Below are 25,823 nucleotides of genomic sequence, written 5' to 3' on the forward strand. Positions count from 1 at the left end.
GGAGTTAATGTACTATGAATTATAAATACACCTATGAAAGCCCATTAGGAACTATGGTTATGCTTGGTACATTATCATACTTAACAGATTTATTTTTTATTGATGAAGCTCATGCACCTAGTTATGATGATGCTGAGTATATAGAGCAACTAACAGGTCCATTTGAAGTAACAATTATGTGGCTAAATCAATACTTTAATGGTAAAAAGCCTTTTATTACCCCTCCCATCCAGTTAGAAGGTACTGAGTTCCGTAAATCCGTATGGTCTATATTACAGACAATTCCTTATGGTGAAACTACAACATATGGAGATATTGGTAAACAGATTGCACAGCAACAAGGTAAAGAGAAATTCTCTGCTCAAGCCGTAGGGGGGGCTGTAGGGCATAATCCAATTTCTATCATCGTTCCTTGTCACCGTGTTATTGGTAGTAATGGCCAGTTAACAGGATATGCAGGGGGCATTGAACGTAAGAAATATATGCTAGACCTAGAGTCAGAGCATAAATAAAGTAATAGTAAATATAAAACTTAGATAATAATAAAAGAGATTACTTCTATTTATCCGTAGATATACATAACAGTAATCTCTTTTTGTGTTTAGATATAGTTAGTTGTAATGTAAATAGATATCGTAATAATTAGAATACGAGCAAATACAATACTTTAATAATTTACTTATTTTAAATAAATTTATTTTCTAAGGTGCCAATACCACTTATGGAAACTGTAACAGTATCTCCTGGTTTTAGCCAAGAATATTTACTTTCATTTTTACCTAATACTACACCACTAGGCGTACCTGTAAAGATAATGTCACCTTTTTGGAGCGTCATATATGTTGATAAAAAGGCAATAATGTCATAAGGCTTAAAAATCATTTGTTCTAGCTTGGCGTGTTGACGTTGTTCACCATTTACTGTTGTCGTAATAGTAGCACTTTCAAAGTCAAAATCATCAGGAGATACAATAGTAGGACCAATAGGAGCAAAGTGATCAAGTGATTTGCCAAGAATCCATTGGGAGCCTCTAAACTGTAAGCTACGGGCGGAAACATCATTGCCAATTGTATAACCTAAGATATGGTCTTTCGCATGTTCTGGAAATATATTTTTGCCAGATTTACCAATGATGATAACTAATTCTCCTTCATAATCGTAATGGAAAGTTTCGTCTTCAATGGTAATTGTATCATGATTACCTGCAAGAGCATTTGATGTTTTCATAAAGATTTCTGGAAAATTATGTGTAGGTAGACTAGTTTCAGCAATATGATCAGCGTAGTTAAGGCCAATACAAATGATACTTTTAGGATTAGGAATTAAAAAATGTTTATTTTCGTTCATAATAGGGCCCTCCTAGTAAATTAGGATAATGTATATCTGCAATTATTATAATATAAAAAAGGCGGTAGCTATACTGTAAAGAAATAATTTATATATTTAACGATAGTATAGCTGGTCGTCTATTTGATAATATACATATCTATTAATATGTTACCTATGTATAGATGATATATCTTAATAGATACTATATCTGTATATATAATTTATCATCTCTATAGAATCTATTGAAAATACAAGATGATAGTGATAAGATTAAGTGTATATCAATATAAATGGAGGTTATTGTTATGAGCAAGAATATCGATTGGGATAATCTCGGTTTTGGTTATGTAGAAACCGACTACCGTTATTTGACTACATATAAAGATGGTAAATGGGACGAAGGTGGTCTAATTACTGATGCTAACGTTGTCCTTAATGAATGTGCTGGTGTATTCCAATACGCTCAAACTGTTTTTGAAGGTTTGAAAGCATACTATACAAAAGATGGTCACATCGTATGCTTCCGTCCAGATTTGAATGCAGAACGTTTGAATCAATCCTGTGAACGCCTTGTGATGCCTACATTACCTGAAGGTCGTTTCCTCGAAGCTGTAAAAGAAGTTGTAAAAGCAAATAAAGACTTTGTTCCTCCATATGGTCATGGTGCAAGCCTTTATATTCGTCCTTACATGATGGGTACAAACTCCGTTATCGGTGTAAAACCTGCTGATGAATATCAATTCCGTGTGTTTACAACACCAGTAGGCCCTTACTTTAAAGGTGGTGCTAAACCAATCAAAATTCGTATTACTGATTTTGATCGTGCAGCTCCTCATGGTACTGGGCATATTAAAGCTGGCTTGAACTATGCTATGAGTTTGTATGCTATCACTGATGCTCATAACAAAGGCTATGCAGAAAATATGTATCTTGATGCGGCTACTCGTACACATGTAGAAGAAACTGGTGGTGCGAACTTCATCTTCATTACGAAAGATGGTAAATTAGTTACACCTAAATCTGATAGTATCTTGCCATCCATTACACGTCGTTCTTTGATGTATGTAGCAGAACACTACCTTGATATGACTGTAGAACATCGTCCTGTTCATAAAGATGAATTAAAAGACTTTGCTGAAATTGGTCTTTGTGGTACAGCGGCTGTTATTTCTCCAGTAGGTCAAATCGATACTCCAGAAGGCACTATTAATGTTCCTGCTGGCATGGATGATATGGGTCCTATCACTAAAAAATTATATGACACATTACTTGGCATTCAACATGGTGAAATCGAAGCTCCTGAAGGCTGGGTAGTTAAAATTTGCTAATTATTTAACTATGCAAATATGATTTAATTATGCAAACATGAAAGTATATAAAAATGGCATCTATCGTATGATAGATGCCGTTTTTTATTCTGCTAAAGATATTAGTAAACTAATGATTTTGATTGATAAATATTCTAGCTATATTTAGTTAGCGTTTGCTCTACTATGCACTTTAGCCATAAATTTTTCGTTATTAATAACAAATCGCTCATGAGTTCCTCGACCAATGATACCAACACCATCAGATGCTTCAATATCAAAGGTTATTTTACGTCCTTCTACGGCGCTAACTGTAGCTTTAGCCGTTACTGTTGCACCAAGTGGAGTAGGGGCTTCATGGGTGATGGATAAAGCAATACCTACAGTGCCTTCACCTTCTTCTAAGTATGGTTGTACTGCTGCTTGAGCCGCTTCTTCCATTAAAGCGCACATGGCTGGTGTGGCAAAGACATCTAAAGAACCAGATTTCATTGTTTTAGCAATATTAGATTCTGTAACTGTTACAGTAGCCGTAGCTGTTTGACCTGCTGATACCATATTATACCTTCTTTCATTAAGAAAATTCTCGTTATAATAGTATTATACATCTTTCGATAATTTTTATGCTAATGTAATGATACATATTTTATAGATATATGTATATACCTCTAATGCTATATCGGTTATCAATTTTAAATATATTAAAAAAGCTATTCAGATTAAAATTAAAGAAATGTAACTAGTTATAACTGTTCTATAGAATACGTGATATAATGAAGCTAGTCTTTTTTATACGAGGTATATATGAGTAAAAGAAATTTAAAACCTTCTGGTGAAGGTTGGGTACAGTTAATAGCAGGCATAGGTTTTATTGTTTTATTAATTATTATAAATATTGTAGATCCTACATTTTATCCGACCATGTGGCACTTAGCAACAAGTGGCTCTATGGAAGAGGTAGCGGAGTATATTCAAAGTTTTGGCCCTATGGCCATGTTGGTGAGTATGGTCCTCGATATTTTTGTTAACGCCGTAGGCTTTTTACCGTCAATTTTCATATCTACAGCTAATGGTTTAGTATTTGGTATGTGGCCTGGGATTATTATTTCTTGGTTGGCTGAAACAATTGGTGTAGTCATTAGCTTTTATATTATGCGTTACTTCTTACGTGATACAGCGGACAAGTTGATTGCTAAGAGTACGGTATTGATGAAAGTAGATGATTTTTCCGGTAAAAATGGTTTTGTGGTCATGTTATTTGCACGATCCTTACCGTATTTTCCATCTGGAGTCATTACCGCCTTAGGGGCCATTAGTAAAATCAAACCTAGAGATTATATATTGGCAAACTTGATTGGTAAATTTCCATCTACGGCTTTAGAAGTAGCTATTGGTACAGATATTGTAAATTTCCAAGAAAATATGGGACGATTAGGAATTATTGTTCTTGTTGCAGGTGTTGTATACTTCATTCTTTGGAAAGTATATAAGAACTATATTAATAAGAAAAATGCGGAACAAGAGCATGATCCTAATGCGTAATATAAAGTCTAATTAGGTAAGGCATTACAAAATAACTAATTAACTATAGGCTGCTTACGTTTTAATAATGTAATATTCTTAATTCTTGATGTTAGTAATATTTTCTACTTAGAAGTGTTTTCTACATAGTATATATGAAAGAGGCGATAGTATGAGCTTTTCTCTTCCTGAACGTGTAACCTTGAAAGGTCCTAATTTTATTCGTGAAGTATTTGAACGTGGTGTAGGTGTGGAAGGCTTTATTAGCTTTGGTATTGGTAATCCTGCGCCAGAAGCAATTCCTGTCGAGATCATCGAAAAGGCTTTTGATGAAGTTGTGCATTCTAATCCTATGAGCCTTTTACAATATGGTCCAATGCAAGGTGATGCACATTTAGCAGAACTTACATTAGAACGTTTAGTACAAACTCATAAGATGAATCCGGAAGGACAAGGTCTCATTATTTCCAATGGTGCAGGTCAATTATTAGGTCTTGTACCAATCACAGTTTTAGAACCAGGCGATGAAGTGTACATGGATGAATTTACTTTCACCAGTGCTATTAACTCTGTGCGAAACATGGGCGGTAAAGCAATAGGTATTAAAACTGACGAGTACGGTATGATTCCGGGTGAGTTAGAAAAAGCGGCTCAATCTGGTAAAGGTAAATATATTTATCTAATTCCCAACTTCCAGAATCCAACAGGCATTACTATGCCTTTAGAGCGCCGTAAGGAGATTTATGCTATTGCATCTAAATATGATTTATTTATCTATGAAGATGATCCATATGGTGAAATTCGTTTCGCCGGAGAATATATTCCAACGTTCAAATCCTTCGACACAGAAGATCGTGTTCTGTATGCAGGTTCTTATTCTAAAACATTATCTGCAGGCTTGCGTGTAGGCTTCTTATTTGGTCCAACTAAAGTTATTGAAGCTATCCAAGCATTAAAAAATAATACGGCCGGTCAAATGCCATTAGTAACTCAAAAGGTGGTAGCGAAGGTTCTTGATACCATTGATTACGATGCTCATTTAGATAATGTACGAAAAGTATATAAAATGAAATGTGAAGCTTTACTTAACGCTTTTGAAAAGTATGCGAGTTCTAAAGTTCATTTGACACAACCTACAGGTGGTATGTTTGCATGGATGACGATGCCTGAGGATGTAGATTGTGATGTATTCTTTGAAACTTGTATGGACCGCAATGTAGGGATTATTAAATGTGGTGCCTTTGCAGCAGATGGAGCAGGAGAAGGTCATGCATTTCGTTTGAGCTATACGGTACCAACAGTAGAGGAAATTACAAAGGGGATGGAAATTCTCGGCGGGTTAACTAAAGAATTTTGTGGTGAGTAATATATTGATAATTTTTGATATAACGTGATACAATGTAAGCGTAGATACATTGTGTTTACCACATAAAAAAGTTTTAATATAGATGTGAGGTATAGCCTCAAAGAAAGTAGGTGTTTACTATGGGTTGCGGTAGCAGCAGTGATTGTGGCGGATGCCCATCTCAATCTTCTGGTTGCGGTGGTGGCGCGTCTCAACAACCTCAAGATCTTACAGCTCAATTACACGAGCTTAGTTCTGTTAAACATGTAATTGGCGTAGTATCTGGTAAAGGTGGCGTAGGTAAATCTTCCGTTACCAGCTTGATGGCCATTACAATGGCGCGTAAAGGTTACAAAGTAGGTATCCTCGATGCGGATATTACAGGTCCCTCTATTCCTAAGATGTTTGGCATTAAGGAAAAGGCATATGCTGACGAAATCGGTATGTATCCTGTAAAATCCAAAGGCGGTATCGACGTTATGTCTGTTAACCTTCTTTTGGAAAACGATACAGATCCTGTTTTATGGCGTGGTCCTATTTTAGGCAATGTAGTAAAACAATTTTATACAGATGTTATTTGGAAAGACATCGATTATTTATTTGTTGATATGCCGCCAGGAACAGGTGACGTAGCGATTACTGTATATCAATCCTTGAAATTGGACGGTATTATTATCGTTACATCTCCTCAAGACTTGGTATCCATGATTGTTGAAAAAGCAGTTAAAATGGCTGATTTAATGCAAGTGCCTATTATTGGTGTGGTGGAAAACTACTCTTACTTCCATTGCCCAGATAACGGTAAGGATTATCAAATTTTTGGTGAAAGCCACATCGAAGAAATCCTTCAGAAATACGGTCTATTATTGTTGAACCGTTTACCAATCGACCCAACTATTGCAAACCTTTGCGATAAAGGTGATATTGAGTCTATCGAAAAAACAAATTTAGAAGACGTATCCCTACCCGAATAGGATTTATATGATGAAAGCTGTGCATTTATAAATGCACAGCTTTTTATCACATCTTTTTATGGTGAATTATATTATATTTATGGTAAGAAGATAGAATTATATCTTTAATTCTCTTACTACAGATATGCTGAACATAGTTAGTATAGATTTTTATTTTTCTTAACATGATATTATAGGATGTATTGGCATATATTGTTTTAATTTTAATGTTTTCCTATGTAGGAGGTATGTGTATGAAAAAACTATTGAACTGGATCATTCCAGCAGCCTTTTGTTTAGGTCTGTGGTTTGTTCCAACTCCAGAGGGATTAACTCCTCAGTCATGGCATTTATTTGCAATCTTTGTAGCTACTATCGTAGGCTTCATTACTCAGCCGTTACCAATTGGTGGCGTATCTATCGTTGTTATTACTGTTGCTGCATTGACAGGCACATTAAAGATTAGTGAAGGTATTTCAGGTTTTGCTAACTCTGCGATCTGGCTAATTGTAGGTGCTTTCTTATTCTCTCGTGGCTTTATTAAAACTGGTTTGGGGAAACGTATTGCTTATAATTTGATTTCTGCTTTTGGTAGTAGTTCTTTGCGTTTGGCCTATGCATTGGCTTTGTCTGATTTGATTTTAGCTCCCGCAACACCATCTAACACAGCTCGTGTAGGCGGTGTAATCATGCCAATTACAACTAGCTTAGCAAAAGCTTTCGGTTCTGAACCACAAGATGGACCTCGTAAAATTGGTTCTTTCTTGATGCAATCTATTTACCAAGTAAATACGATTACATCTGCGATGTTCCAAACATCCATGGCTGGTAATACATTGGTTGCAGCATTAGCGCTTCAATCCTTTGGTATTGGCATTACATGGGGCGACTGGGCTATGGCAGCTATCGTACCTGGTATTATTGCATTGATTATTATGCCGTATTTTATTTATAAAGTATATCCACCGGAAATCAAAGATGCTCGTGAAGCTCAACAAATGATTCGCGAAGAGTTAAAAGGTCTTGGTAAGATGTCTTTCCAAGAATGGGTAATGCTTGGTGTATTTATCTTAGCATTAGTTTTATGGGCTACGTCTCAATTCACAAAACTTGATGCTACAACTGTTGCATTCTTAGGTATTTCTATTTTACTTGCTACAGGCGTTCTAATTTGGGATGATGTTAAGAGTGAAAAAGGTGCTTGGGATACATTGGTTTGGATGGGCACATTGATGGGCTTTGCAGGATTCCTTTCCAAATTGGGCTTTATCAAATGGGCTACAGTTCAAGTTGGTGGTTATATTCCAGAAGGTTCTTGGGTAATTGCCTTTGTTGTAGCAGTTCTCGTTAATACATATGCTCACTATGTATTTGCATCCTTAACAGCACACATTTCTGCAATGTTTGTAGCATTCTCTGCAATCGCTATTTCTGCAGGTGCCCCACCAATGTTGACATTGTTGATGATCGCATTCACATCTAACTTGTGTATGTCTTTGACTCACTATGCAGCAGGTCCATCTCCAGTAATCTTTAATACTGGTTATGTTCCTCAAAATATATGGTGGAAACTTGGTTTCTTCACATCTGTAATCAACTTAATTATCTTCATGGGTCTTGGCTCTGTATGGATGAAGTTGATTGGTATGTGGTAAAATTTAGTACTGACAATTTTATAGGATTGTAATGCATGTACTTTAAACCTATCAGACTTAGTGTACTATGCATTTACATCGTATATAAAAAGCCGTCCCGATAGGGGCGGCTTTTTGTGATAAAATATGAGTAGTTAATAGATAATTAATGTAAATATTGTAAAATAATATACATAATAAATTATTCAAGCTAATTGTACAAATTTTATATGATTTGTGCATAGGAGGGACCTATGAAGTTTGATAATGAACAATTATTAAAGTATATTGGCGCTTGTACATCTCCGTATCACACAGTAGATACAAGTTTACAAATGCTTTTGGATTCAGGATTTACAGAGCTCAGTTTAGAAGATGAGTGGCAGTTAGACTCTGGTTCTTATGTAGTTAACGTGTTCGGCACCACCTTATTTGCCTTTCATATAGGGAAGAAACCAGAACATACATTACGTATTGCGTCGGCTCATACAGATTTTCCTGCTATTCGTGTTAAACCAAACCCTATAACCTCTATGAAAGGATACACAAAGTTAAATGTAGAAATGTATGGTGGTCTTATCGAAAATACATGGCTTGACCGTCCATTAGGTGCAGCAGGTACGGTTGTGTTAAAAGGGAAAAATGCCTTTGACGTAGATTCTGTTCTAGTCGATACAAAACGGCCTATCGCTATTGTTCCAAATTTAGCAATTCATATGAATCGCTCTGTTAATGATGGGATTAAACTAAATCGTCAAAAAGAAATGCTTCCTATATTGATGATGGAACGAAGTAATGAAGATAATCCTACAAAGCCTTTAAATAATAGAAATAATCCTAGTTTATTTCCAGAATCAGACACTCAATACGATGAGTGGACGAAGTTTTTAGCTGATGAAGTAGATTGTGATCCTTCTGAAATATTATCTTACGAAATGACTTTATATCCTACGGAACTAGGTTGTGTGCTCGGTACGGAAAGTGATTTTATTAGCTCACCTCGTTTAGATAATTTAACATCTTGCTTTGGTGTACTATCTGGTATTATTCAGGCACGTAAAATGAATGCCAATGGTGTTCGCTGTGCTATTTTCTTTGATAATGAAGAGGTGGGCAGTCGTACAAAACAAGGTGGGGCGGGTATGATATTACCAAATCTCATTAAACGCGTCTATGACGCATTAGGATATTCTAATCAAGAGATGGACAGTTTTATTTCTAAAGGTTTTATGATTTCCTCCGATGTGGCTCACGGATTACATCCAAACTATCCAGAGAAAAATGATATTACGAATATTCCTGTACTTAATAAAGGGTTATCCCTCAAGATTGCATGTAGCCAATCTTACGCCGGAGATGCTAAGGCCATTGCTATCGTTAAAGGTCTTTGTGAAGAAGCGGATGCACAGTATCAGATTTATGTAAATCGTTCAGATACTCCAGGTGGATCTACTGTAGGTTCGATTTCATCAGCTATGTTACCGATGCGTACTGTTGATGTAGGCTTGCCACTTTTAGCCATGCATTCTGCAAGAGAATTGATGGGGGCAGCTGATCAAGAGCAATTAAATCGATTAATGAATCACTTTTTAGGTGATAAATGATATAAAAAAGAATTAATTCGATGTGCATTATTAAAAGACATATGATTTTTTGTAATGAACAGTAAAAAATATATTTTATACTTTCATAATTGGTATAATCCTTTAAATATAATGAAAATATTGTATAATAAGTATATATTATTATGAATATAAAAACTCATCATAAATTTTGATGAGGTCTTCCGTAATATTGATTTATCTGTAAGTATAGGAAATATTCATATATTAATAAAAATGAAAGCTGATAGTTCATATTTGTGGAAGCTAGTAGGAGGCAATACATGAGAAAAATTAAATCCGTATTGGTTGCCAACCGTGGAGAAATTGCGATCCGCGTGTTCCGTGCATGTAATGAAATGGGTATTAAAACTGTAGCCATTTATTCTAAAGAGGATACATTATCCTTGCATCGTAACCAAGCCGATGAAGCCTATCTCGTAGGCGAAGGTAAAAAACCAGTTGATGCATATCTCGATATAGAAGATATCATCCGTATTGCAAAAGAACATGACATCGATGCTATCCATCCAGGTTATGGTTTCTTATCTGAAAATGAAGGCTTTGCTCGTCGTTGTGAAGAAGAAGGTATTATCTTTATCGGGCCTAAAATCAAGCATTTGAATATGTTTGGTGATAAAGTAAATGCTCGTGAGCAAGCTAAATTAGCAAAAATTCCGATGATCCCAGGTTCTGATGGGGCTTTAAAAGATTATGCTCAACTAGAAGAATTTGCTGATACACATGGTTTTCCATTGATGATTAAAGCCGTTAATGGCGGCGGCGGTCGTGGTATGCGTGAAGTTCATCATAAAGAAGATCTTCGAGATGCATATGATCGTGCTAAATCTGAAGCGAAAGCTGCGTTTGGCGATGATGATGTATATGTAGAAAAACTTATCGTAGAGCCTAAACATATTGAAGTTCAAATCTTAGGTGATGAACATGGCAATGTAGTTCATTTGCATGAACGTGATTGCTCTGTTCAACGTCGTCACCAAAAAGTAGTTGAAATGGCGCCAGCCTTTGCGTTATCATTAGAAACTCGTAAAGCTGTATGTGATGCTGCCGTTAAAATCATGAAAAATGTTGGCTACGTGAATGCAGGTACTGTAGAATTTTTGGTAACTGCTGATGGTAGCTTCTACTTTATCGAAGTTAATCCACGTATTCAAGTAGAGCATACTGTAACAGAAATGATTACAGATATTGACATTGTTCATGCTCAAATTAGAATCGCTGAAGGCTTTAGTTTACATAGCCCTGAAGTAGGTATTCCTGAGCAGGATAAAATTCCTTGTAAAGGCACTGCTATCCAATGTCGTATTACCACAGAAGATCCTAAAAACAACTTTATGCCTGATACCGGTAAAATCTTAGCGTACCGTAGCTCTGGTGGTTTTGGTATCCGTCTTGATTCTGGTAATGCTTTTACAGGTGCCGTTGTAACACCTTACTATGACTCCTTGCTTGTGAAAGCGACAGCATTTGGTCCTAACAACGAAGAAACTATTCGTAAAATGCTTCGTTGCTTGAAAGAATTCCGTATTCGCGGTGTAAAAACAAATATTCACTTCTTGATTAATGTATTGGAACATCCTGAATTCCAAAGTGGTTCTTACAATGTAAACTTCATTGAAGAGCATCCTGAATTATTTGAATTAAAACCAGATCGTGACCGTGGTACTAAATTATTACGTTACATTGCTGATGTTACAATTAATGGCTATTCTGGTGCAGGAGCTCAAGAGGTTCCTGACTTTGAACCGATTCAAATGCCATCTGCTTTGGATGTAAGTCCAGCATCTGGTACAAAACAAAAATTTGATGAACTTGGACCAGATAAATTTAGTAAATGGTTATCGGAACAAAAACAAGTATTTTTCACTGATACCACATGGCGTGATGCTCACCAATCTTTGTTCGCTACACGCCTTCGTACAATCGATATGGCTCGCGTAGCTGGTCATGCTGCAAAAGGTGTACCTAACTTATTCTCTTTAGAATGTTGGGGTGGTGCTACTTTCGACGTATCATACCGATTCTTACATGAAGATCCGTGGGAGCGTTTGCGCATGTTCCGTCGTGAAGTGCCAAATACATTGCTTCAAATGCTTCTTCGAGGTGCTAATGCTGTAGGTTACACATCGTATCCAGACAACGTAGTTCGTCAATTCATTCAACGGGCTGCTGCTAATGGTATTGATGTATTCCGCGTATTTGATAGCTTGAACAGCCTCGATAATATGCATGTTGCTATCGACGAAGTGCGTGCACAAAATAAAATAGCTGAAGTTGCATTGTGCTACACTGGCGATATCCTTGATGGTGCTCGTACAAAATACAATTTGGACTATTATGTAAATATGGCAAAAGAGCTTGAAAAAGCTGGTGCTAATATTATTGCCATTAAAGATATGGCCGGCCTTTTAAAACCACAAGCTTCTTATAACTTGGTATCTGCCTTGAAAGATGCTGTCTCTGTTCCAATTCACTTGCATACTCATGAAGGCTCTGGCAACTCTATCTATACATATGGCCGCGCTGTAGATGCTGGTGTTGATGTAATCGACTTAGCGTACTCTGCTTTTGCTAATGGTACTTCTCAACCTAGTATGAATTCCATGTACTATGCGTTGTCTGGTCATGAACGTCAACCAGAAATGAACATCGACTATATGGAAGAAATGTCTCATTATTTTGGTAGTATCAGACCATATTACAAAGGTGTAGATAAAGCAGAAGCATATCCTAATACTGAAGTATATCAACATGAAATGCCAGGCGGACAATACTCTAACTTGCAACAACAAGCTAAAATGGTAGGGCTTGGTGATCGTTGGACAGATATTAAGAAAATGTACCACCAAGTAAACATGATGTTTGGTGATATCATTAAAGTTACACCATCCTCTAAAGTGGTAGGGGATATGACATTGTACATGGTACAAAACAACTTAACTGAAAAAGATATCTACGAAAAAGGCGATGTATTGGATTTCCCTCAATCCGTAGTTGAATTCTTTGAAGGCCGTCTTGGTACTCCATATCAAGGCTTCCCTGAAAAATTACAAAAAATCATCTTGAAAGGTGCTCGCCCAATCACAGTTCGCCCTGGTGCTGTATTACCTCCAACAGATTTTGAACATATTCGTCATGAATTAAGTGAAATGGGAGCCCAAACAACTGATGAAGATATTAGTGCATATTGCTTGTATCCTAAGGTTTACCAAGATTACAATAAATTTGTAAAAGACTTTGGCGATGTATCTGTATTAGATACTCCAACATTCTTCTTTGGTATGAAACGGGGCGAAGAAATTCAAGTAACCATTGAAAAAGGTAAGACACTGATTATCAAGATGAATGGTTTCTCTGAACCTGATGAAGATGGTAACCGCATCGTATTGTTCGAGTTTAATGGTCAACCTCGTAGCATTAAGGTTCATGATAAACATGCTAAGACAACTGGTGTTGTTCGTCGCAAAGCGGATGAATCTAACCCTGGTGAAATTGGTGCTACATTGTCTGGTTCCGTTGTTAAGATCCTTATTAAGAATGGTCAATCTGTAACTAAAGGTGAACCATTGATCGTTACAGAAGCGATGAAAATGGAAACAACAATTACAGCTCCTATTGATGGTATCGTAGAAGAAATCCTTGTACGTGAAGGTAGTCGTATCGAATCTGGTGACTGCTTGCTTCGTATTGAAGATGCTTTAAAACGATAAGCTAACAATCATTTAAAATTAAAAATATTATTTCTCAAATATTTCATAAAATGAAAAATTGAAGAATAATGGAAGAATCCCTAGGAAATCCTAGGGATTCTTTGTATTTTCAAGGGTTTCATGGTACTATATAATATAGAGAAAATGGGCGTATTATGCGTTATTTTAGAATGATTAGTAGAAAAGGAGTAGTAACAGATGAGATGTCCTTATTGCCAACACACAGACACGAAGGTAACAGACTCTAGAACGACTGATGAAGGTAATAGTATTCGCCGTCGCCGTGAATGTATCAATTGTGGCCGTCGCTTTACTACCTATGAAATTATAGAAGAAGTACCACTAATGGTATTGAAGAAAAATGGACGACGTGAATTATTTGACCGCGGTAAGCTACTGAATGGGTTATTGCGCTCTTGTGATAAGCGTACAGTTCCTATGTCTGTGATGGAGCAAGTAGTTAATGATGTGGAGCGTGACATTCGGAATGAAATTAACCAAGAGGTTACAACTGATCGCATTGGTGAGCTTGTGTTACAACAACTGAAAGACATAGATCAAGTTGCATATGTTCGTTTTGCCAGTGTATATCGTAAGTTTGATAATATTGATAGCTTTATGGAAGAGTTAAAAGCTCTGAAGAAGTTAGATGCTAAAAAGCCAAAACGCAAACCTGTTGTAGAAGAATAATTGATTCTGTATTACTGATTGGTTATACATAGTTTTGAAATTAGCGATGTGTGAGGCTTTATGATAGATTTACATTGTGATACGATGATGCAATTGCTAGATCATCCTGATAGTGGTGATTTATATCGTAATACTTGGAAAATAGATATAGAAAAATTACAAAAGGCTCATAGCAAGATACAAGACTTTGCACTCTTTATTAATATGGGTGAGACGAATGACCCTTATGGTCGCTATGAAGAGATGCGTAATTTGTGTGTATCACAAATTCATCACTATGGAGAGCACATACAACATGTGCTCTCTTATCAAGATGTAGAGTCTGTATACAAGACTGGTAAGATTGGGGCACTTATGTCTATTGAGGAAGGTGGCGTACTAGGTGGCGATTTAAATAAACTTAAACAAGCTTACCAAGATGGAGTCAGACTTATAACGCTAACATGGAACTATCCAAATGGACTTGGCGAGCCACATTGTGGTGAGCAACATAAAAAATTAACATCTAAAGGTGTTGAATTTGTAGAAGCTATGCAAGAGTTAGGGATAATTGTTGATTGCTCTCATCTTAATGATGCTGGTACAGAGCAACTAGGAGATATTCTAGATGTTCCTTTTATAGCATCTCATTCAAATGCACGGGAAGTTCGGGCTCATACGCGAAATTTACCAGATAATCTTATTAGACTTATTGCTAATAAGGGAGGTATTATAGGACTTAATTTTGCACAGAATTTTCTCGGCACATCGCCAATTAGTCGCATTGAAGATATTGTTAAACATGGTCTATATCTCATCGACAAGGGCGGTGAAGATGTAGTGGCATTAGGAACTGATTTTGATGGGATTCCACCCGACACAGAGATTGCAGATATGTCTCAAATGAGTCGTCTTTATGATGCTTTTAAAGAGGCAGGTTTATCTGTGGAACAATGTGAAAAGTTATTCTGGAAAAATGCAGATAGACTATTAAAGGAGATTTTATAATGACTGATTTAAATCCAATCATTGCTGATCGTTTTACAGAGCATCTTGAAGTGTTTGGTAAAACGATGGAACATATGGATACCATTCAAGAAATCGGATATCGCTGTAAAGCGGCTTTAGAAAATGGTAATAAAATTTTGTTCTGTGGTAATGGTGGCTCTGCGGCGGACTCTCAACATTTAGCAGCTGAATTGATTTGTCGCTTTAAAAAGGAACGGCGCTCTCTTGCAGGCATTGCATTAACTACTGATACATCTGCATTAACAGCTATTGCGAATGACTATGATTTTGAATCTGTTTTTGCACGTCAAGTAGAGGGTTTAGGCCGTACAGGTGATGTCCTCATCGGTATTTCTACATCTGGTAACTCTAAGAATGTTGTAAAAGCTGCAGAAATGGCCCGTTCTATTGGTATGCATACCATTGCTTTCACTGGGGAAGGCGGTGGCAAACTAGCCGAACTATGTGATATTACGCTGGCTATTCCCAGTAATGTGACAGCGCGCATTCAAGAAATGCATATCTTAGCTGGGCATATTATGTGCGAAATTATTGAAGAAGATTATTAACCGATAGGTTTTTACTCATAGATACACATTGTTTCAATTAAAAATTTATTTAAATTAGGAACATATGTAATTTTGATAAGGAATAGGTGGATTATGATAAATACTACCATTAGTCAGTTTTTAACAAAGCAACTGCCAAACTTGAAGATTGCCGTTGTAGGCGATGTAATGGTAGACCGTTATGTTTTTGGTGATGTAAGTCGTATTTCTCCAGAAGCACCGGTTCCTGTAAACCGCGTGTCCAAGATGAAAGAGGTCCTTGGTGGAGCTGGTAATGTTGCATCTAATCTGTCTAATTTAGACTGTAAAGTATATCTTGGTGCACTAGCAGGTAATGACGACCATGGCCATTTATTAAAAAATTTACTTGATACTGATAAAATCGATACGACTGGTTTAATCACTAGTGATGACCGCTCTACTATTACTAAGATGCGCATATTGGGTGATCGTCAACAGATGATGCGCCTTGATTTTGAAACAATTACAAATTTAACCAATCAAGAAGAGCAACAATTGTCTGTTTGGTTGGAAAATCTATGTAAAGCGGGGATTGATGGTATTGTCGTATCTGACTATGGTAAAGGCGTTTGTACACCTACCTTATTGAAGACAATCTTTGGTTTGGCTAAGGAATATGGTGTGCAAACTATCGTAGATCCTAAGGGGGCAGACTGGTCTAAATACAATGGTGCTACATGTATTACACCGAATGTGAAAGAACTTGGTGAATGTGTAGGCCGTACGTTAGAAAATGATGATGCTACTATTGTAGAGGCTGCTAAGTCTGTACTTGCTGATGTAGATTTAGACTATATTGTGGCCACTCGATCTGCTAAGGGTATTACGGTTATTGCAAAGGATGGCCGTACATGGCATAATCCTGCTACTCAACAAGAGGTGTTTGATGTGAGTGGTGCAGGAGATACCGTTGTATCCATGATGATGACCTGTCTTGCAAGTGGTTTATCGATGCGTTTAGCCTTACATATCGCCAATGGTGCAGCGGGTATCGTAGTATCTAAGGTTGGTACGTATCCAATACATCGTTCTGAGTTATTAGACTTATGGCATTCCTATAAACATAGTATTCAATCTAAGCCATTATATACGAAGGAAGAGATGAAAGAACTCGTTTCACAATGGCAAAGCAAAGGTGAAACTGTAGTGTTTACAAATGGTTGTTTTGACATTCTTCACCGTGGACATATCACGTATTTACAAGAAGCTGCGCAGCTAGGTGATCATTTAATCATTGGATTAAATTCTGATGCATCTGTTCGACGTTTAAAAGGAGAAACACGGCCCATCGTAAGTGAAGCGGATAGAGCGGCCTTGTTGAGTGCGTTGCAATGTATTGACGGTGTAGTACTATTTGAAGAGGATACACCGGCTGAATTACTAGCGTACTTACGTCCCAATACTCTTGTTAAGGGCGGAGATTACAAAATAGAAGATATTATTGGACGCGAGTCCGTTGACAATGTAGAGGTTCTTTCATTTAAAGAAGGTTACTCTACATCAGATATTGTAGGGAAAATAGCCACTATGGCTAAGGAGGGCAAATTATGATTATCGTAACAGGTGGTGCTGGTTTTATTGGCAGTAATATTGTGAAAGCACTGAATGATCGTGGTCGTACAGATATTCTCATCGTAGATGATCTTACAGATGGTCGTAAGATTCGCAATATTCAAAATTTAGAATTTCTAGATTACATCGATTGTGATGATTTTGATTGTGCTATTGCTGATGGTACATTCGACGTTGGCCCTATTGAAGTCGTATTCCATGAAGGTGCTTGTGCAGACACAATGGAATATAATGGCAAATACATGATGAAGAACAACTATGAAGGTTCTAAAAATCTATTCCATTATTGCCAAGACCGTCGCATTCCATTCATCTATGCCTCCTCTGCATCTACCTATGGTAATGGTACAAATGGTTTCGTAGAAAAACCGGAAGCTGAAGAAGCGCTTAACCCATATGCGTATTCTAAATTGTTATTCGACCGTTATGTACGCAAATATGAAGGTGAATATACTGCGCAAGTTGTTGGGCTACGTTACTTTAATGTATATGGTCCTAATGAAGCCCATAAAGATAAAATGGCTTCTTTAGTACGTCAAATGTTCTACAAAAATAAAGAAACAGGTATTATTAATCTCTTTGAAGGTACAGATGGCTACGAAGATGGTGGTCAAACACGTGACTTTATCTATGTAAAAGACGTAGTTAATGTAAACTTCTATTTCTGGGAGCATCCTGAAATCTCTGGTACTTTCAACTGTGGTACAGGTAATGCTCATAGCTTTAACCAATTCATGCAAGCTGTTATCGACTACAATGGTCAAGGCAAAATTGAATATGTGCCATTCCCAGAGGTGTTAAAGGGTAAATACCAAAGCTTTACAGAGGCTGATACTACTAAATTGTTAGCCGCTGGCTATGACAAAGGGTTCCATAAAATGGAAGATGCCGTTAAAGAATATTGTGAACTATTAGATAATAACGAAGGGTATTTACGCTAATGCGCAAGGTATTATTTTTAGATCGCGATGGGGTTATTAACAAGGATGTTAGTTATCTATATAAAATCAGCGATTTAGAGTGGGTAGATGGTGCAAAAGAGGCCCTTGCTTATGCTCATAGTAAAGGCTATGATCTCATTGTAGTGACAAATCAGAGTGGTGTAGCTCGTGGTTATTATAAAGAATCTGATGTTCAGATTTTACATGACTATATGGCTCATGAATTAGATCGCAGTGGAGCACCGATTTTACATTTCTATTACTGTCCACATCATAAAGAAGGTATTGTTCCTCTCTATGCAGTAGAATGTGAATGTAGAAAGCCTAAACCTGGCATGATTAAGCAAGCCATTAAGGATTATGATGTAAATATATCAAATAGTTTTCTTATCGGTGATAGTCAGCGTGATGTTGATGCAGCTGAGGCTGCTGGCATTAAGGGGTATCTATTTAAAGGCTCTAATCTATTGGATTTCATTAAAACAATAATTTAATCATTTATTCCATTTAGTTTATTTCGGAAGAATATATTTGGGTTTGTTGTGTTGTATTTGGGGAGGCTTTATGAAAGATTACAAGAATATACTCATCATCAAGATGAGTTCCTTAGGTGATGTAATTCACGCATTGCCTACCTTGTATGCTGTGCGCAAGAATTGGCCTAATGCGCGTATTACATGGGCTATTCATGAGCAATTCGCTAGCCTCTTACCTGGTACACCATGGGTTGATGACGTGATTATCATTGACAAAAAGCAACTAAAGAAGCCTACGTATTTATATCAATTGCGCAAGGAGCTACATAGTCGTCATTTTGATATGACCTTAGACCTTCAATGCATCGCAAAAAGTGCTATTGTTTCCTTATTATCTGGTGCTCCTGAAAAATATGGCTACTGGGAGCTTCGTGAGGGCAGTAATCTTGTTAATAAAGCCTTAGTAGGTGAGCATAAATACGACCATGTTATCGAACGGTATCTTGATACTGTACGTGTACTTGGTGGCGAGGTAGAGGAGATTGAATTTCCTATGCCAGCTTACGTTGAGGCTGAGAAATCCATAAAACAAAAGTTGAAATGCCATGGTGTAGATGATGAATATATTGTAGTTGTACCAGGGGCACGATGGATTGTTAAGGAGTGGCCACTTCTAAATTTTGGAGAACTTTGTATTCGTTTATGTGAATCTGGTAAGAAGGTTGTTATTGCCGGTGCTCCTGATGATGTAGATAAAGGTGCTTTCATAGAAAATTATGTAAAACATAAGAATCTCATCAATTTAGTTGGATCTACAACCATGCCTGAACTCATTGAGTTGATTCGTCATTGTCAGATTTTTATTAGTGCCGATACGGGACCATTGCATATTGCAAATGCTTTGAAGCGTCCTTTGATTGCCATGTTTGGTACAACATCACCTAAGCGTACAGGTCCTTATGGTGGTAGTCATGTACATCTCATTATTTCACCTACTTCTAAGGCTACACCTGAGCAACCACTAGTAGATGATCCAGACTGTATGGCACAAATTCCTGTAGACGCGGTATGGTCAGTGTATGAACAAGTACTTGGAAAGGAACTATAATGGAACTAGATTATAAGCGCATTGTGGTAACCTTTTTAATGCATTTAGGCGATGTTATATTAACGACTCCATTTTTAGAAGTGCTTCGCAAAGCGGCTCCTCATAGTCATATTACGTATGTAATAGATGAAAAATTACAACAAGTAATGGAATATAATCCAAATATTGATGAACTTATTGTTGTAGATAAAAAAGGGCGCCATAATAGCATCTCAGGTCTCAATGAAGTGGCTCGTGAAATCAATGCTAAGGGAAAATCTGACATTGTCATTAATTTACATCCTAATGAGCGTACTTCATATTTAGCTTGGAAGATTCATGCACCTATTACAACTGGTATGAGTCATTTCCTCTTTAGACCATTCATGACAAAGTATACGCGCTTAGATCGTAAAACTCGTCATGCTGCGGATATGTACATTAATGTACTAGAGCAATTAGGTGTAACAGATACTTCTAACTCTGGTTTACATATTGAGACCTGTGAAGAATGGCGTCGTCAGGCTCGAGAGTTTTATTCTGGTCATGGATTAACTGATACTGATATACTCATTGGTTTTAATATCGGTAGCGCCGTTCCTGAGAAACGTTGGCCAGCTCAACGATTTGCTCATGTAGCAGATTACTTTGGTCGTTTAGGTTATAAGACGGTTTTCTTTGGCGGACCTATGGACCTTGAAATGGTGCAGCCCGTAGTAGAACAAATGGAAACAAAGCCTATTGTGGCTACCGGAAAATTCCAGTTAGGCCCTTTGGCAGCGGCTATGAGCCGTTGTAATCTATTTATTACTAATGATTCTGGACCAATGCATGTAGGAATCAGTCAAGGTGTGCCAATTGTGGCACTGTATGGTCCATCAAATCCATTCTTTTATGGACCTTATCAAGCTCATGCTATCGTTTTAGAAACGATGGATTCTTATGAGATTGGTAAAAGCATGAAAAAAATTATTAAAGAAGGAAATTATAAAGGATTATCTGTAATTTCTGAAGAACAGGTTATTAAAGCAGCGGAAACATTGCTTTTAGAATCGAAATAAACATATGAACTATATTGTATTTGATTTAGAATGGAATCAACCCTATAGCAATGATATTAGCTTTATGAAGCGCACAAAAATGCCGTTGACAGGGGAAATCATTCAAATCGGAGCGGTAAAACTGAATGAAAAGATGGACATTATAGATCATTTTACGATGTTCATCAAACCTCAATATCTGACACGGATGCATAAACATGTGCGTGAGTTGACAGGGATAACCACCCATGAGCTCAATCATGGTGTGCCATTTAAGACGGCTATGCAATACTTTCAAAAATGGTGTGGTGATGAATATATGCTGCTTTCTTGGGGATCAGACGATATTCTTATCCTTCGAGAAAATCTTATGCTTCATAAGATGAAAGCATTATCTTATGATCAATGGGTAGATGCGCAAATGATTTATTCTTATCAACGCTATGGAACAAGTCAGCAGTATTCTGTGGCGCATGCTATGGAGGATCTCAATATATCAACGGAGCATCTATCTGCTCATAATGCCTTGCATGATGCAGTTTTTACAGCTCACATTTGTCAGACTTTAGATATTGCACAAGGAATTTTACATTATGATCTAATTCGCAAGGAAAGTAGTAATCCTTTCCTATATCCTCCAATTCTCACATTCTTTATGTATGAAAATTTTTCTGAGAAAAAACGTATTGTTCATGATAGAAGAGTACGTATGTCCTTCTGTCCGTACTGTCAAACACGTTTAGAAATGACAAGACCTGAACGATTACAAGGGGATAAGCACCTAGCCATTGGAGTATGTCCTAAACATGGCGATTTTGCGGTGCAACTTAAAGTTGGAAAGTATACGATTAAGTCCGGCAGTAGTAAATTCTATGTTACTAAGGTACTGACCCATTGTACGGATGAAATTCGTTCTCTATATACTCAGAAGTCTGAAATCAATCGCGAAAAAGAGCGAAAATATTTAGAGTATCGTAAGGCGGAACAAGAAAAAGTCCGCCAAAAATAGTTATGTAAATTCAAGTTCGTTTTCTGAACTGTACTATATATTAGGATATGAACTTTTAGAAAGGATAGATTATGGAACGTAAATATGCATGGCATAATTATGATGATGCCACTATGGAAAAGGTATATGCTTTAAGTGATACATATCGTCAATTTTTAGATAATGGTAAAACAGAACGTGAATGCGTTGTGCAAGCTGTAGAATTTGCAGAAGCAAAGGGCTATGTAAATCTAAATGACATTATTAAAAGCAATACGTCAATTAAAGCTGGTGATAAGATTTATTACACACATATGGATAAATCTATTGCTTTATTTAATATTGGTACTGATAATATTGAATTGGGTATGAATATTTTAGGTGCTCATATTGATTCTCCACGCATCGATGTAAAGCAAAATCCACAATATGAGGATAGTAATTTAGTATTTTGGGATACTCATTATTATGGAGGTATTAAAAAATATCATTGGGTAGCTATGCCTCTTGCTATTCATGGCGTTGTGGTAAAAACAGATGGTACTCGTATCAATATTAATATTGGTGATAAGGAAAGCGATCCTGTATTCTGTATTACTGACTTGTTGCCTCATTTGGGACAAGAACAAATGCAAAAAAATGCAGCTAAAGTAATTGAAGGGGAAGCTCTTGATTTACTCATCGGTAGCCGTCCAGTTAAAGACGAAGAAAAAGAAGGGGTTACTAAATTTATTAATAGCCTTCTTGAAAAAGAGTATGGATTTATTGAACGTGACTTATTGTCTGCAGAACTAGAAATTGTACCAGCTGGTAAAGCACGTGATATGGGCTTTGATCGTTCCATGGTAATGGCGTATGGCCAAGATGATCGCGTGTGTGCCTACACATCCTTGGTAGCAATGCTTGAAGTGGATAATGTAAAGCGTACTACTTGTTGTTTACTTGTAGATAAAGAGGAAATTGGTTCTGTAGGTGCTACAGGTATGCAATCACGTTTCTTTGAAAATGCAGTGGCTGAAATTTTAACACTTATGGGTAAACCTAACTCTGTAAGTGTACGTCGTACGTTGGAGAAATCTCGTATGTTATCCTCCGATGTAAGTGCAGGCTATGATCCGCTTTATGCATCGGCGTATGAAAAGAAAAATGCTTCTTACCTTGGTATGGGTGTAGTATTTAATAAATTTACTGGCTCTCGTGGTAAAGCTGGTTCTAATGATGCGAATGCTGAGTATATGGGCTTTATCCGTCGTGTCATGGAATCTAACAATGTAACATACCAAACAGCAGAGCTCGGTAAGGTTGATTTAGGTGGTGGTGGCACCATTGCGTACATCATGGCTCTTTATGGTATGAATGTCATCGACTGTGGTGTAGCCGTTCTTAGCATGCATGCTCCTTGGGAGGTTACATCTAAGGCTGATATTTACGAGGCTAAACAATGCTATGTGGCGTTCTTAAATGCAGCTGATGAATCAATCTAAGATAATGGGGCTTTCACCAATGGTAAAAGTCCATTCTTTGTGAGGTGTATATGAAGCAAACAGAATTAGGCGCAGCTATAGAGTCTGCGAAAGGAGAGGCTACAGAGGTCAAGACTGTAAAGGTAGATATTTTTGACATCCCTGAAACGAAGGTTGAAGAATATATTTCTAATCGTGAAGAGGTAGCAGAAGCAGCAGCGCAGGTTATGAAATCATACTGTGTTACTGTAAAACGTGAAACCTTAGATCCTGAAGAAGGGGAAGCAGTGGTTGGTTACTATATAACGGGTGAAATTCTAATGTGTGTCATATTGGATCCATTTGAAGTGCCTGTTATGAAGGTAGCTCTCGACAAAGGGACTCTTAAGGACTATATTTTGGCAGCTAATGATCTAACAGAAGACATGTTAGCGTCTCTTGAAAAGTAAAAGGATTTCGTATCTTAATGTGTTCTATAAATGGACAAATGTAAAATACTTTAACCTGCTACATTGATGTAGTAAAGAAATTTGTTTATAATAGATGTATTATAGTCATTGCAGATAGGAAGGAAATCCCCATGAACTTGAAAAAAGGTATTGCCCTAGCGCTCACGGCGGCAGCATTGTTGGCGTTTACAGGCTGTGGCTCAAATGGAACTACATCGAATGGTGAATATAAAGTTGGTGTTGTACAGCTGGTAGAACATCCTGCACTAGATGCGGCAAATAAGGGCTTTGTTGATGCGCTAAAAGAAAAAGGTTTGGCAGAAAAGATTACTTTTGATCAACAAAATGCGCAAGCTGATCAATCTAATTTGAATAGTATTGCACAGCGTTTCGTATCCGATCGGAAAAACTTGATTTTAGCAATAGCTACGCCAGCGGCTCAATCCATGGCGAATGCAACTCATGATATTCCAATCTTAGGTACAGCAATTACTGATTACGAGGCAGCTAAACTTGTTAAATCCAATCAAAAACCTGGTGGTAATGTATCTGGTACGTCTGACATGAATCCAGTAGAGCAACAAGTAGATCTAATTTTACGAGTAATGCCAAATGCGAAAACAATTGGTACTATCTATAGCTCAAGCGAAGTAAACTCTCAAATTCAAGTGGAGAAGATGAAAGCTTATGCAGCTACAAAGGGTATTAAAGTTGAAGAAGTTACAGTTTCCAATGTAAACGATATTCAACAAGCGGCACAAAACCTAGTATCTCAACGTGTGGATGCAGTTTATGTGCCAACAGATAATGTGGTAGCTTCTGCGATGAGCAATCTTGTAGCTATTACCGATCCAGCAAAAATTCCTGTGTTTGGCGGTGAAGATAACCACGTAAAAGGTGGGGCAGTTATGTCCTTGTCTGTAGATTACTACAAACTTGGTTACCAGACTGGTTTGATGGCAGCTAAAATTCTAACTGGCGAAGCTAAAGTTGAAGATATGCCTATCGAAATGCAGAAAGAATTTAAATTAGTTGTGGGAAAAGATAAATTAGAAAAATTGGGCATCACCTTACCAGAGGATTTGATGAACAAGGCGACTATGATTTAATACATAACTGGTAAGGAGTTATACATGAACTGGAAAAAAAGTATTGCAGTGGCACTTAGTGCCATTGCTGTTATGGCAATGGTAGGCGGTTGTGGTTCCAATACTGCAACTAATGACCAAAAGAAAATTGGTGTTATTCAATTAGTAGAACATCCATCTCTTGATGCTGCTAATAAAGGTTTCGTAGATGGTTTAGCAGCTAAAGGATTTAAGGATGGTCAAAACATTAAAATTGACCAACAAAATGCACAGGCCGATCAATCTAATCTAAATAGTATTGCACAACGTTTCGTATCTGATAAAAAAGATTTAGTATTAGCTATTGCAACGCCTGCGGCTCAGACGATGGCAAATGCTTCTCATGACATGCCAATCATGGGTACAGCTATTACAGATTACGTGACAGCTAAACTCGTTCAATCTAACGAACACCCTGGTGGTAATGTATCTGGTACATCTGATATGACACCTGTTGAAAAAGAGGTTGATCTTATCATAGCATTAGTACCGAATGTAAAGCGTATTGGTGCCATTTATACATCCTCTGAGATCAACTCCCAATTGCAAGTTGAAAAAATGAAAGCGTATGCTGCTACAAAAGGTATTACTGTTGTAGAGGCAACTGTTTCCAATGTAAATGATATCCAACAAGCCGCTACAAATCTTGTGAACCAAGATGTACAAGCTATCTATACGCCAACAGATAATGTATTGGCATCTGCTATGGCTAACTTAGCACAAATTACAGATGCTGCTAAAATTCCAGTATTTGCTGCCGATGAAGGTATGACAATGACTGGTGGTGTAGCAACTTATTCTGTTGATTACTATCAATTGGGTTATCAAACAGGTTTAATGGCTGCTAAAGTTCTTGCAGGAGAAGCAAAAATTGCAGATTTAGCTATTGAGACACAAAAAGAGATTAAGTTAACTGTTAACGAAGAACGTGCTAAAAAATTAGGTATTACGATTCCTGAAGCTCTTCGTAAAGATATGAAACAATAGAGGAG

At 37.1% G+C, this 25,823-nt stretch carries 23 protein-coding genes; 21 read left to right on the forward strand and 2 right to left on the reverse strand.

Annotated features, from left to right (window positions below):
• Positions 1-14 precede the first annotated feature (14 nt).
• Positions 15-512: a methylated-DNA--[protein]-cysteine S-methyltransferase gene (locus HMPREF0873_RS00685; RefSeq protein ID WP_008713758.1), complete on the forward strand. Its 498-nt coding sequence runs from the start codon at positions 15-17 to the stop codon at positions 510-512.
• A gap of 172 nt (positions 513-684) precedes the next feature.
• Here the strand turns inward: HMPREF0873_RS00685 and HMPREF0873_RS00690 are convergent, their stop codons facing one another.
• Complete coding sequence (locus tag HMPREF0873_RS00690; RefSeq protein WP_008600718.1) at positions 685-1,347, reverse strand: fumarylacetoacetate hydrolase family protein; 663 nt, start codon at positions 1,345-1,347, stop codon at positions 685-687.
• 287 nt (positions 1,348-1,634) lie between these two features.
• On the opposite strand from HMPREF0873_RS00690, the gene HMPREF0873_RS00695 reads away from it, so the two are divergent.
• A complete protein-coding gene (locus HMPREF0873_RS00695) occupies positions 1,635-2,657 on the forward strand; it encodes a branched-chain amino acid aminotransferase (protein ID WP_008713759.1) in 1,023 nt (340 codons plus the stop codon).
• A gap of 144 nt (positions 2,658-2,801) precedes the next feature.
• Here the strand turns inward: HMPREF0873_RS00695 and HMPREF0873_RS00700 are convergent, their stop codons facing one another.
• Positions 2,802-3,194: a thioesterase family protein gene (locus HMPREF0873_RS00700; RefSeq protein WP_008713760.1), complete on the reverse strand. Its 393-nt coding sequence runs from the start codon at positions 3,192-3,194 to the stop codon at positions 2,802-2,804.
• Between the two features lie 246 nt (positions 3,195-3,440).
• Here HMPREF0873_RS00700 and HMPREF0873_RS00705 point away from each other — a divergent pair, with 246 nt between their 5' ends.
• The 19 genes from HMPREF0873_RS00705 (at position 3,441) to HMPREF0873_RS00795 (ending at position 25,818) form a co-directional block, all read left to right on the forward strand.
• Positions 3,441-4,178 carry a TVP38/TMEM64 family protein gene (locus HMPREF0873_RS00705; RefSeq protein WP_004692970.1) on the forward strand — a complete coding sequence of 246 codons (738 nt, stop codon included), beginning with the start codon at positions 3,441-3,443 and terminating at the stop codon, positions 4,176-4,178.
• A 151-nt stretch (positions 4,179-4,329) separates the two neighbouring features.
• On the forward strand, positions 4,330-5,523 hold the full coding sequence (locus tag HMPREF0873_RS00710; RefSeq protein ID WP_008713762.1) for a PLP-dependent aminotransferase family protein: 1,194 nt from the start codon (positions 4,330-4,332) through the stop codon (positions 5,521-5,523).
• A 119-nt stretch (positions 5,524-5,642) separates the two neighbouring features.
• A complete protein-coding gene (locus HMPREF0873_RS00715) occupies positions 5,643-6,476 on the forward strand; it encodes an Mrp/NBP35 family ATP-binding protein (protein WP_004697392.1) in 834 nt (277 codons plus the stop codon).
• A gap of 233 nt (positions 6,477-6,709) precedes the next feature.
• Positions 6,710-8,110: an anion permease gene (locus HMPREF0873_RS00720; RefSeq protein WP_008713765.1), complete on the forward strand. Its 1,401-nt coding sequence runs from the start codon at positions 6,710-6,712 to the stop codon at positions 8,108-8,110.
• Positions 8,111-8,343: 233 nt separating this feature from the next.
• Entirely contained in the window at positions 8,344-9,693 is a 1,350-nt protein-coding gene (locus HMPREF0873_RS00725; RefSeq protein WP_008713766.1) for a M18 family aminopeptidase, read from the forward strand.
• Between the two features lie 281 nt (positions 9,694-9,974).
• Positions 9,975-13,421 carry a pyruvate carboxylase gene (locus tag HMPREF0873_RS00730; RefSeq protein ID WP_008713768.1) on the forward strand — a complete coding sequence of 1,149 codons (3,447 nt, stop codon included), beginning with the start codon at positions 9,975-9,977 and terminating at the stop codon, positions 13,419-13,421.
• A 198-nt stretch (positions 13,422-13,619) separates the two neighbouring features.
• Positions 13,620-14,111: a transcriptional regulator NrdR gene (gene nrdR / locus HMPREF0873_RS00735; RefSeq protein ID WP_004692976.1), complete on the forward strand. Its 492-nt coding sequence runs from the start codon at positions 13,620-13,622 to the stop codon at positions 14,109-14,111.
• A 60-nt stretch (positions 14,112-14,171) separates the two neighbouring features.
• Positions 14,172-15,098, forward strand: a complete 927-nt coding sequence (locus HMPREF0873_RS00740) for a dipeptidase (RefSeq protein WP_008713770.1) — start codon at positions 14,172-14,174, stop codon at positions 15,096-15,098.
• Positions 15,098-15,667, forward strand: coding sequence for a D-sedoheptulose 7-phosphate isomerase (gene gmhA / locus HMPREF0873_RS00745; protein WP_008600733.1), 570 nt, complete (start codon positions 15,098-15,100; stop codon positions 15,665-15,667). Before HMPREF0873_RS00740 ends, gmhA begins: the two co-directional genes overlap by 1 nt.
• Before the next feature lie 93 nt (positions 15,668-15,760).
• Positions 15,761-17,239, forward strand: a complete 1,479-nt coding sequence (gene rfaE1 / locus HMPREF0873_RS00750) for a D-glycero-beta-D-manno-heptose-7-phosphate kinase (RefSeq protein ID WP_004697349.1) — start codon at positions 15,761-15,763, stop codon at positions 17,237-17,239.
• The gene (gene rfaD / locus HMPREF0873_RS00755) at positions 17,236-18,201 is read left to right on the forward strand and encodes an ADP-glyceromanno-heptose 6-epimerase (protein WP_008713773.1); all 966 of its coding nucleotides are present in this window, start codon (positions 17,236-17,238) and stop codon (positions 18,199-18,201) included. The genes rfaE1 and rfaD overlap by 4 nt, the downstream gene beginning before the upstream one ends.
• Positions 18,201-18,695, forward strand: a complete 495-nt coding sequence (locus HMPREF0873_RS00760) for an HAD-IIIA family hydrolase (protein WP_008713775.1) — start codon at positions 18,201-18,203, stop codon at positions 18,693-18,695. The genes rfaD and HMPREF0873_RS00760 overlap by 1 nt, the downstream gene beginning before the upstream one ends.
• Positions 18,696-18,765: 70 nt before the next feature.
• Complete coding sequence (locus HMPREF0873_RS00765) at positions 18,766-19,785, forward strand: glycosyltransferase family 9 protein (protein ID WP_004692982.1); 1,020 nt, start codon at positions 18,766-18,768, stop codon at positions 19,783-19,785.
• Complete coding sequence (locus HMPREF0873_RS00770) at positions 19,785-20,825, forward strand: glycosyltransferase family 9 protein (protein WP_008713778.1); 1,041 nt, start codon at positions 19,785-19,787, stop codon at positions 20,823-20,825. The genes HMPREF0873_RS00765 and HMPREF0873_RS00770 overlap by 1 nt, the downstream gene beginning before the upstream one ends.
• 4 nt (positions 20,826-20,829) lie before the next feature.
• Positions 20,830-21,813 carry a 3'-5' exonuclease gene (locus HMPREF0873_RS00775; protein WP_008713781.1) on the forward strand — a complete coding sequence of 328 codons (984 nt, stop codon included), beginning with the start codon at positions 20,830-20,832 and terminating at the stop codon, positions 21,811-21,813.
• Positions 21,814-21,884: 71 nt separating this feature from the next.
• A complete protein-coding gene (locus tag HMPREF0873_RS00780) occupies positions 21,885-23,276 on the forward strand; it encodes an aminopeptidase (RefSeq protein ID WP_008713783.1) in 1,392 nt (463 codons plus the stop codon).
• A gap of 50 nt (positions 23,277-23,326) precedes the next feature.
• A complete protein-coding gene (locus HMPREF0873_RS00785; protein WP_038125344.1) occupies positions 23,327-23,704 on the forward strand; it encodes a hypothetical protein in 378 nt (125 codons plus the stop codon).
• Positions 23,705-23,835: 131 nt separating this feature from the next.
• Positions 23,836-24,813 carry an ABC transporter substrate-binding protein gene (locus tag HMPREF0873_RS00790; RefSeq protein ID WP_008713786.1) on the forward strand — a complete coding sequence of 326 codons (978 nt, stop codon included), beginning with the start codon at positions 23,836-23,838 and terminating at the stop codon, positions 24,811-24,813.
• 24 nt (positions 24,814-24,837) lie between these two features.
• Positions 24,838-25,818: an ABC transporter substrate-binding protein gene (locus HMPREF0873_RS00795; RefSeq protein WP_012864241.1), complete on the forward strand. Its 981-nt coding sequence runs from the start codon at positions 24,838-24,840 to the stop codon at positions 25,816-25,818.
• Positions 25,819-25,823: the final 5 nt, after the last annotated feature.

The organism is Veillonella sp. 3_1_44, from assembly GCF_000163715.1.
Lineage (GTDB): Bacteria > Bacillota > Negativicutes > Veillonellales > Veillonellaceae > Veillonella > Veillonella parvula_A.

Excerpts from the sequence above, each read along its gene's own strand:
- HMPREF0873_RS00685 (WP_008713758.1), top strand. The coding sequence starts at position 15 with ATGAATTATAAATACACCTATGAAAGCCCATTAGGAACTATGGTTATG.
- HMPREF0873_RS00690 (WP_008600718.1), bottom strand. The coding sequence starts at position 1,347 with ATGAACGAAAATAAACATTTTTTAATTCCTAATCCTAAAAGTATCATT.
- HMPREF0873_RS00695 (WP_008713759.1), top strand. The coding sequence starts at position 1,635 with ATGAGCAAGAATATCGATTGGGATAATCTCGGTTTTGGTTATGTAGAA.
- HMPREF0873_RS00700 (WP_008713760.1), bottom strand. The coding sequence starts at position 3,194 with ATGGTATCAGCAGGTCAAACAGCTACGGCTACTGTAACAGTTACAGAA.
- HMPREF0873_RS00705 (WP_004692970.1), top strand. The coding sequence starts at position 3,441 with ATGAGTAAAAGAAATTTAAAACCTTCTGGTGAAGGTTGGGTACAGTTA.
- HMPREF0873_RS00710 (WP_008713762.1), top strand. The coding sequence starts at position 4,330 with ATGAGCTTTTCTCTTCCTGAACGTGTAACCTTGAAAGGTCCTAATTTT.
- HMPREF0873_RS00715 (WP_004697392.1), top strand. The coding sequence starts at position 5,643 with ATGGGTTGCGGTAGCAGCAGTGATTGTGGCGGATGCCCATCTCAATCT.
- HMPREF0873_RS00720 (WP_008713765.1), top strand. The coding sequence starts at position 6,710 with ATGAAAAAACTATTGAACTGGATCATTCCAGCAGCCTTTTGTTTAGGT.
- HMPREF0873_RS00725 (WP_008713766.1), top strand. The coding sequence starts at position 8,344 with ATGAAGTTTGATAATGAACAATTATTAAAGTATATTGGCGCTTGTACA.
- HMPREF0873_RS00730 (WP_008713768.1), top strand. The coding sequence starts at position 9,975 with ATGAGAAAAATTAAATCCGTATTGGTTGCCAACCGTGGAGAAATTGCG.
- nrdR (WP_004692976.1), top strand. The coding sequence starts at position 13,620 with ATGAGATGTCCTTATTGCCAACACACAGACACGAAGGTAACAGACTCT.
- HMPREF0873_RS00740 (WP_008713770.1), top strand. The coding sequence starts at position 14,172 with ATGATAGATTTACATTGTGATACGATGATGCAATTGCTAGATCATCCT.
- gmhA (WP_008600733.1), top strand. The coding sequence starts at position 15,098 with ATGACTGATTTAAATCCAATCATTGCTGATCGTTTTACAGAGCATCTT.
- rfaE1 (WP_004697349.1), top strand. The coding sequence starts at position 15,761 with ATGATAAATACTACCATTAGTCAGTTTTTAACAAAGCAACTGCCAAAC.
- rfaD (WP_008713773.1), top strand. The coding sequence starts at position 17,236 with ATGATTATCGTAACAGGTGGTGCTGGTTTTATTGGCAGTAATATTGTG.
- HMPREF0873_RS00760 (WP_008713775.1), top strand. The coding sequence starts at position 18,201 with ATGCGCAAGGTATTATTTTTAGATCGCGATGGGGTTATTAACAAGGAT.
- HMPREF0873_RS00765 (WP_004692982.1), top strand. The coding sequence starts at position 18,766 with ATGAAAGATTACAAGAATATACTCATCATCAAGATGAGTTCCTTAGGT.
- HMPREF0873_RS00770 (WP_008713778.1), top strand. The coding sequence starts at position 19,785 with ATGGAACTAGATTATAAGCGCATTGTGGTAACCTTTTTAATGCATTTA.
- HMPREF0873_RS00775 (WP_008713781.1), top strand. The coding sequence starts at position 20,830 with ATGAACTATATTGTATTTGATTTAGAATGGAATCAACCCTATAGCAAT.
- HMPREF0873_RS00780 (WP_008713783.1), top strand. The coding sequence starts at position 21,885 with ATGGAACGTAAATATGCATGGCATAATTATGATGATGCCACTATGGAA.
- HMPREF0873_RS00785 (WP_038125344.1), top strand. The coding sequence starts at position 23,327 with ATGAAGCAAACAGAATTAGGCGCAGCTATAGAGTCTGCGAAAGGAGAG.
- HMPREF0873_RS00790 (WP_008713786.1), top strand. The coding sequence starts at position 23,836 with ATGAACTTGAAAAAAGGTATTGCCCTAGCGCTCACGGCGGCAGCATTG.
- HMPREF0873_RS00795 (WP_012864241.1), top strand. The coding sequence starts at position 24,838 with ATGAACTGGAAAAAAAGTATTGCAGTGGCACTTAGTGCCATTGCTGTT.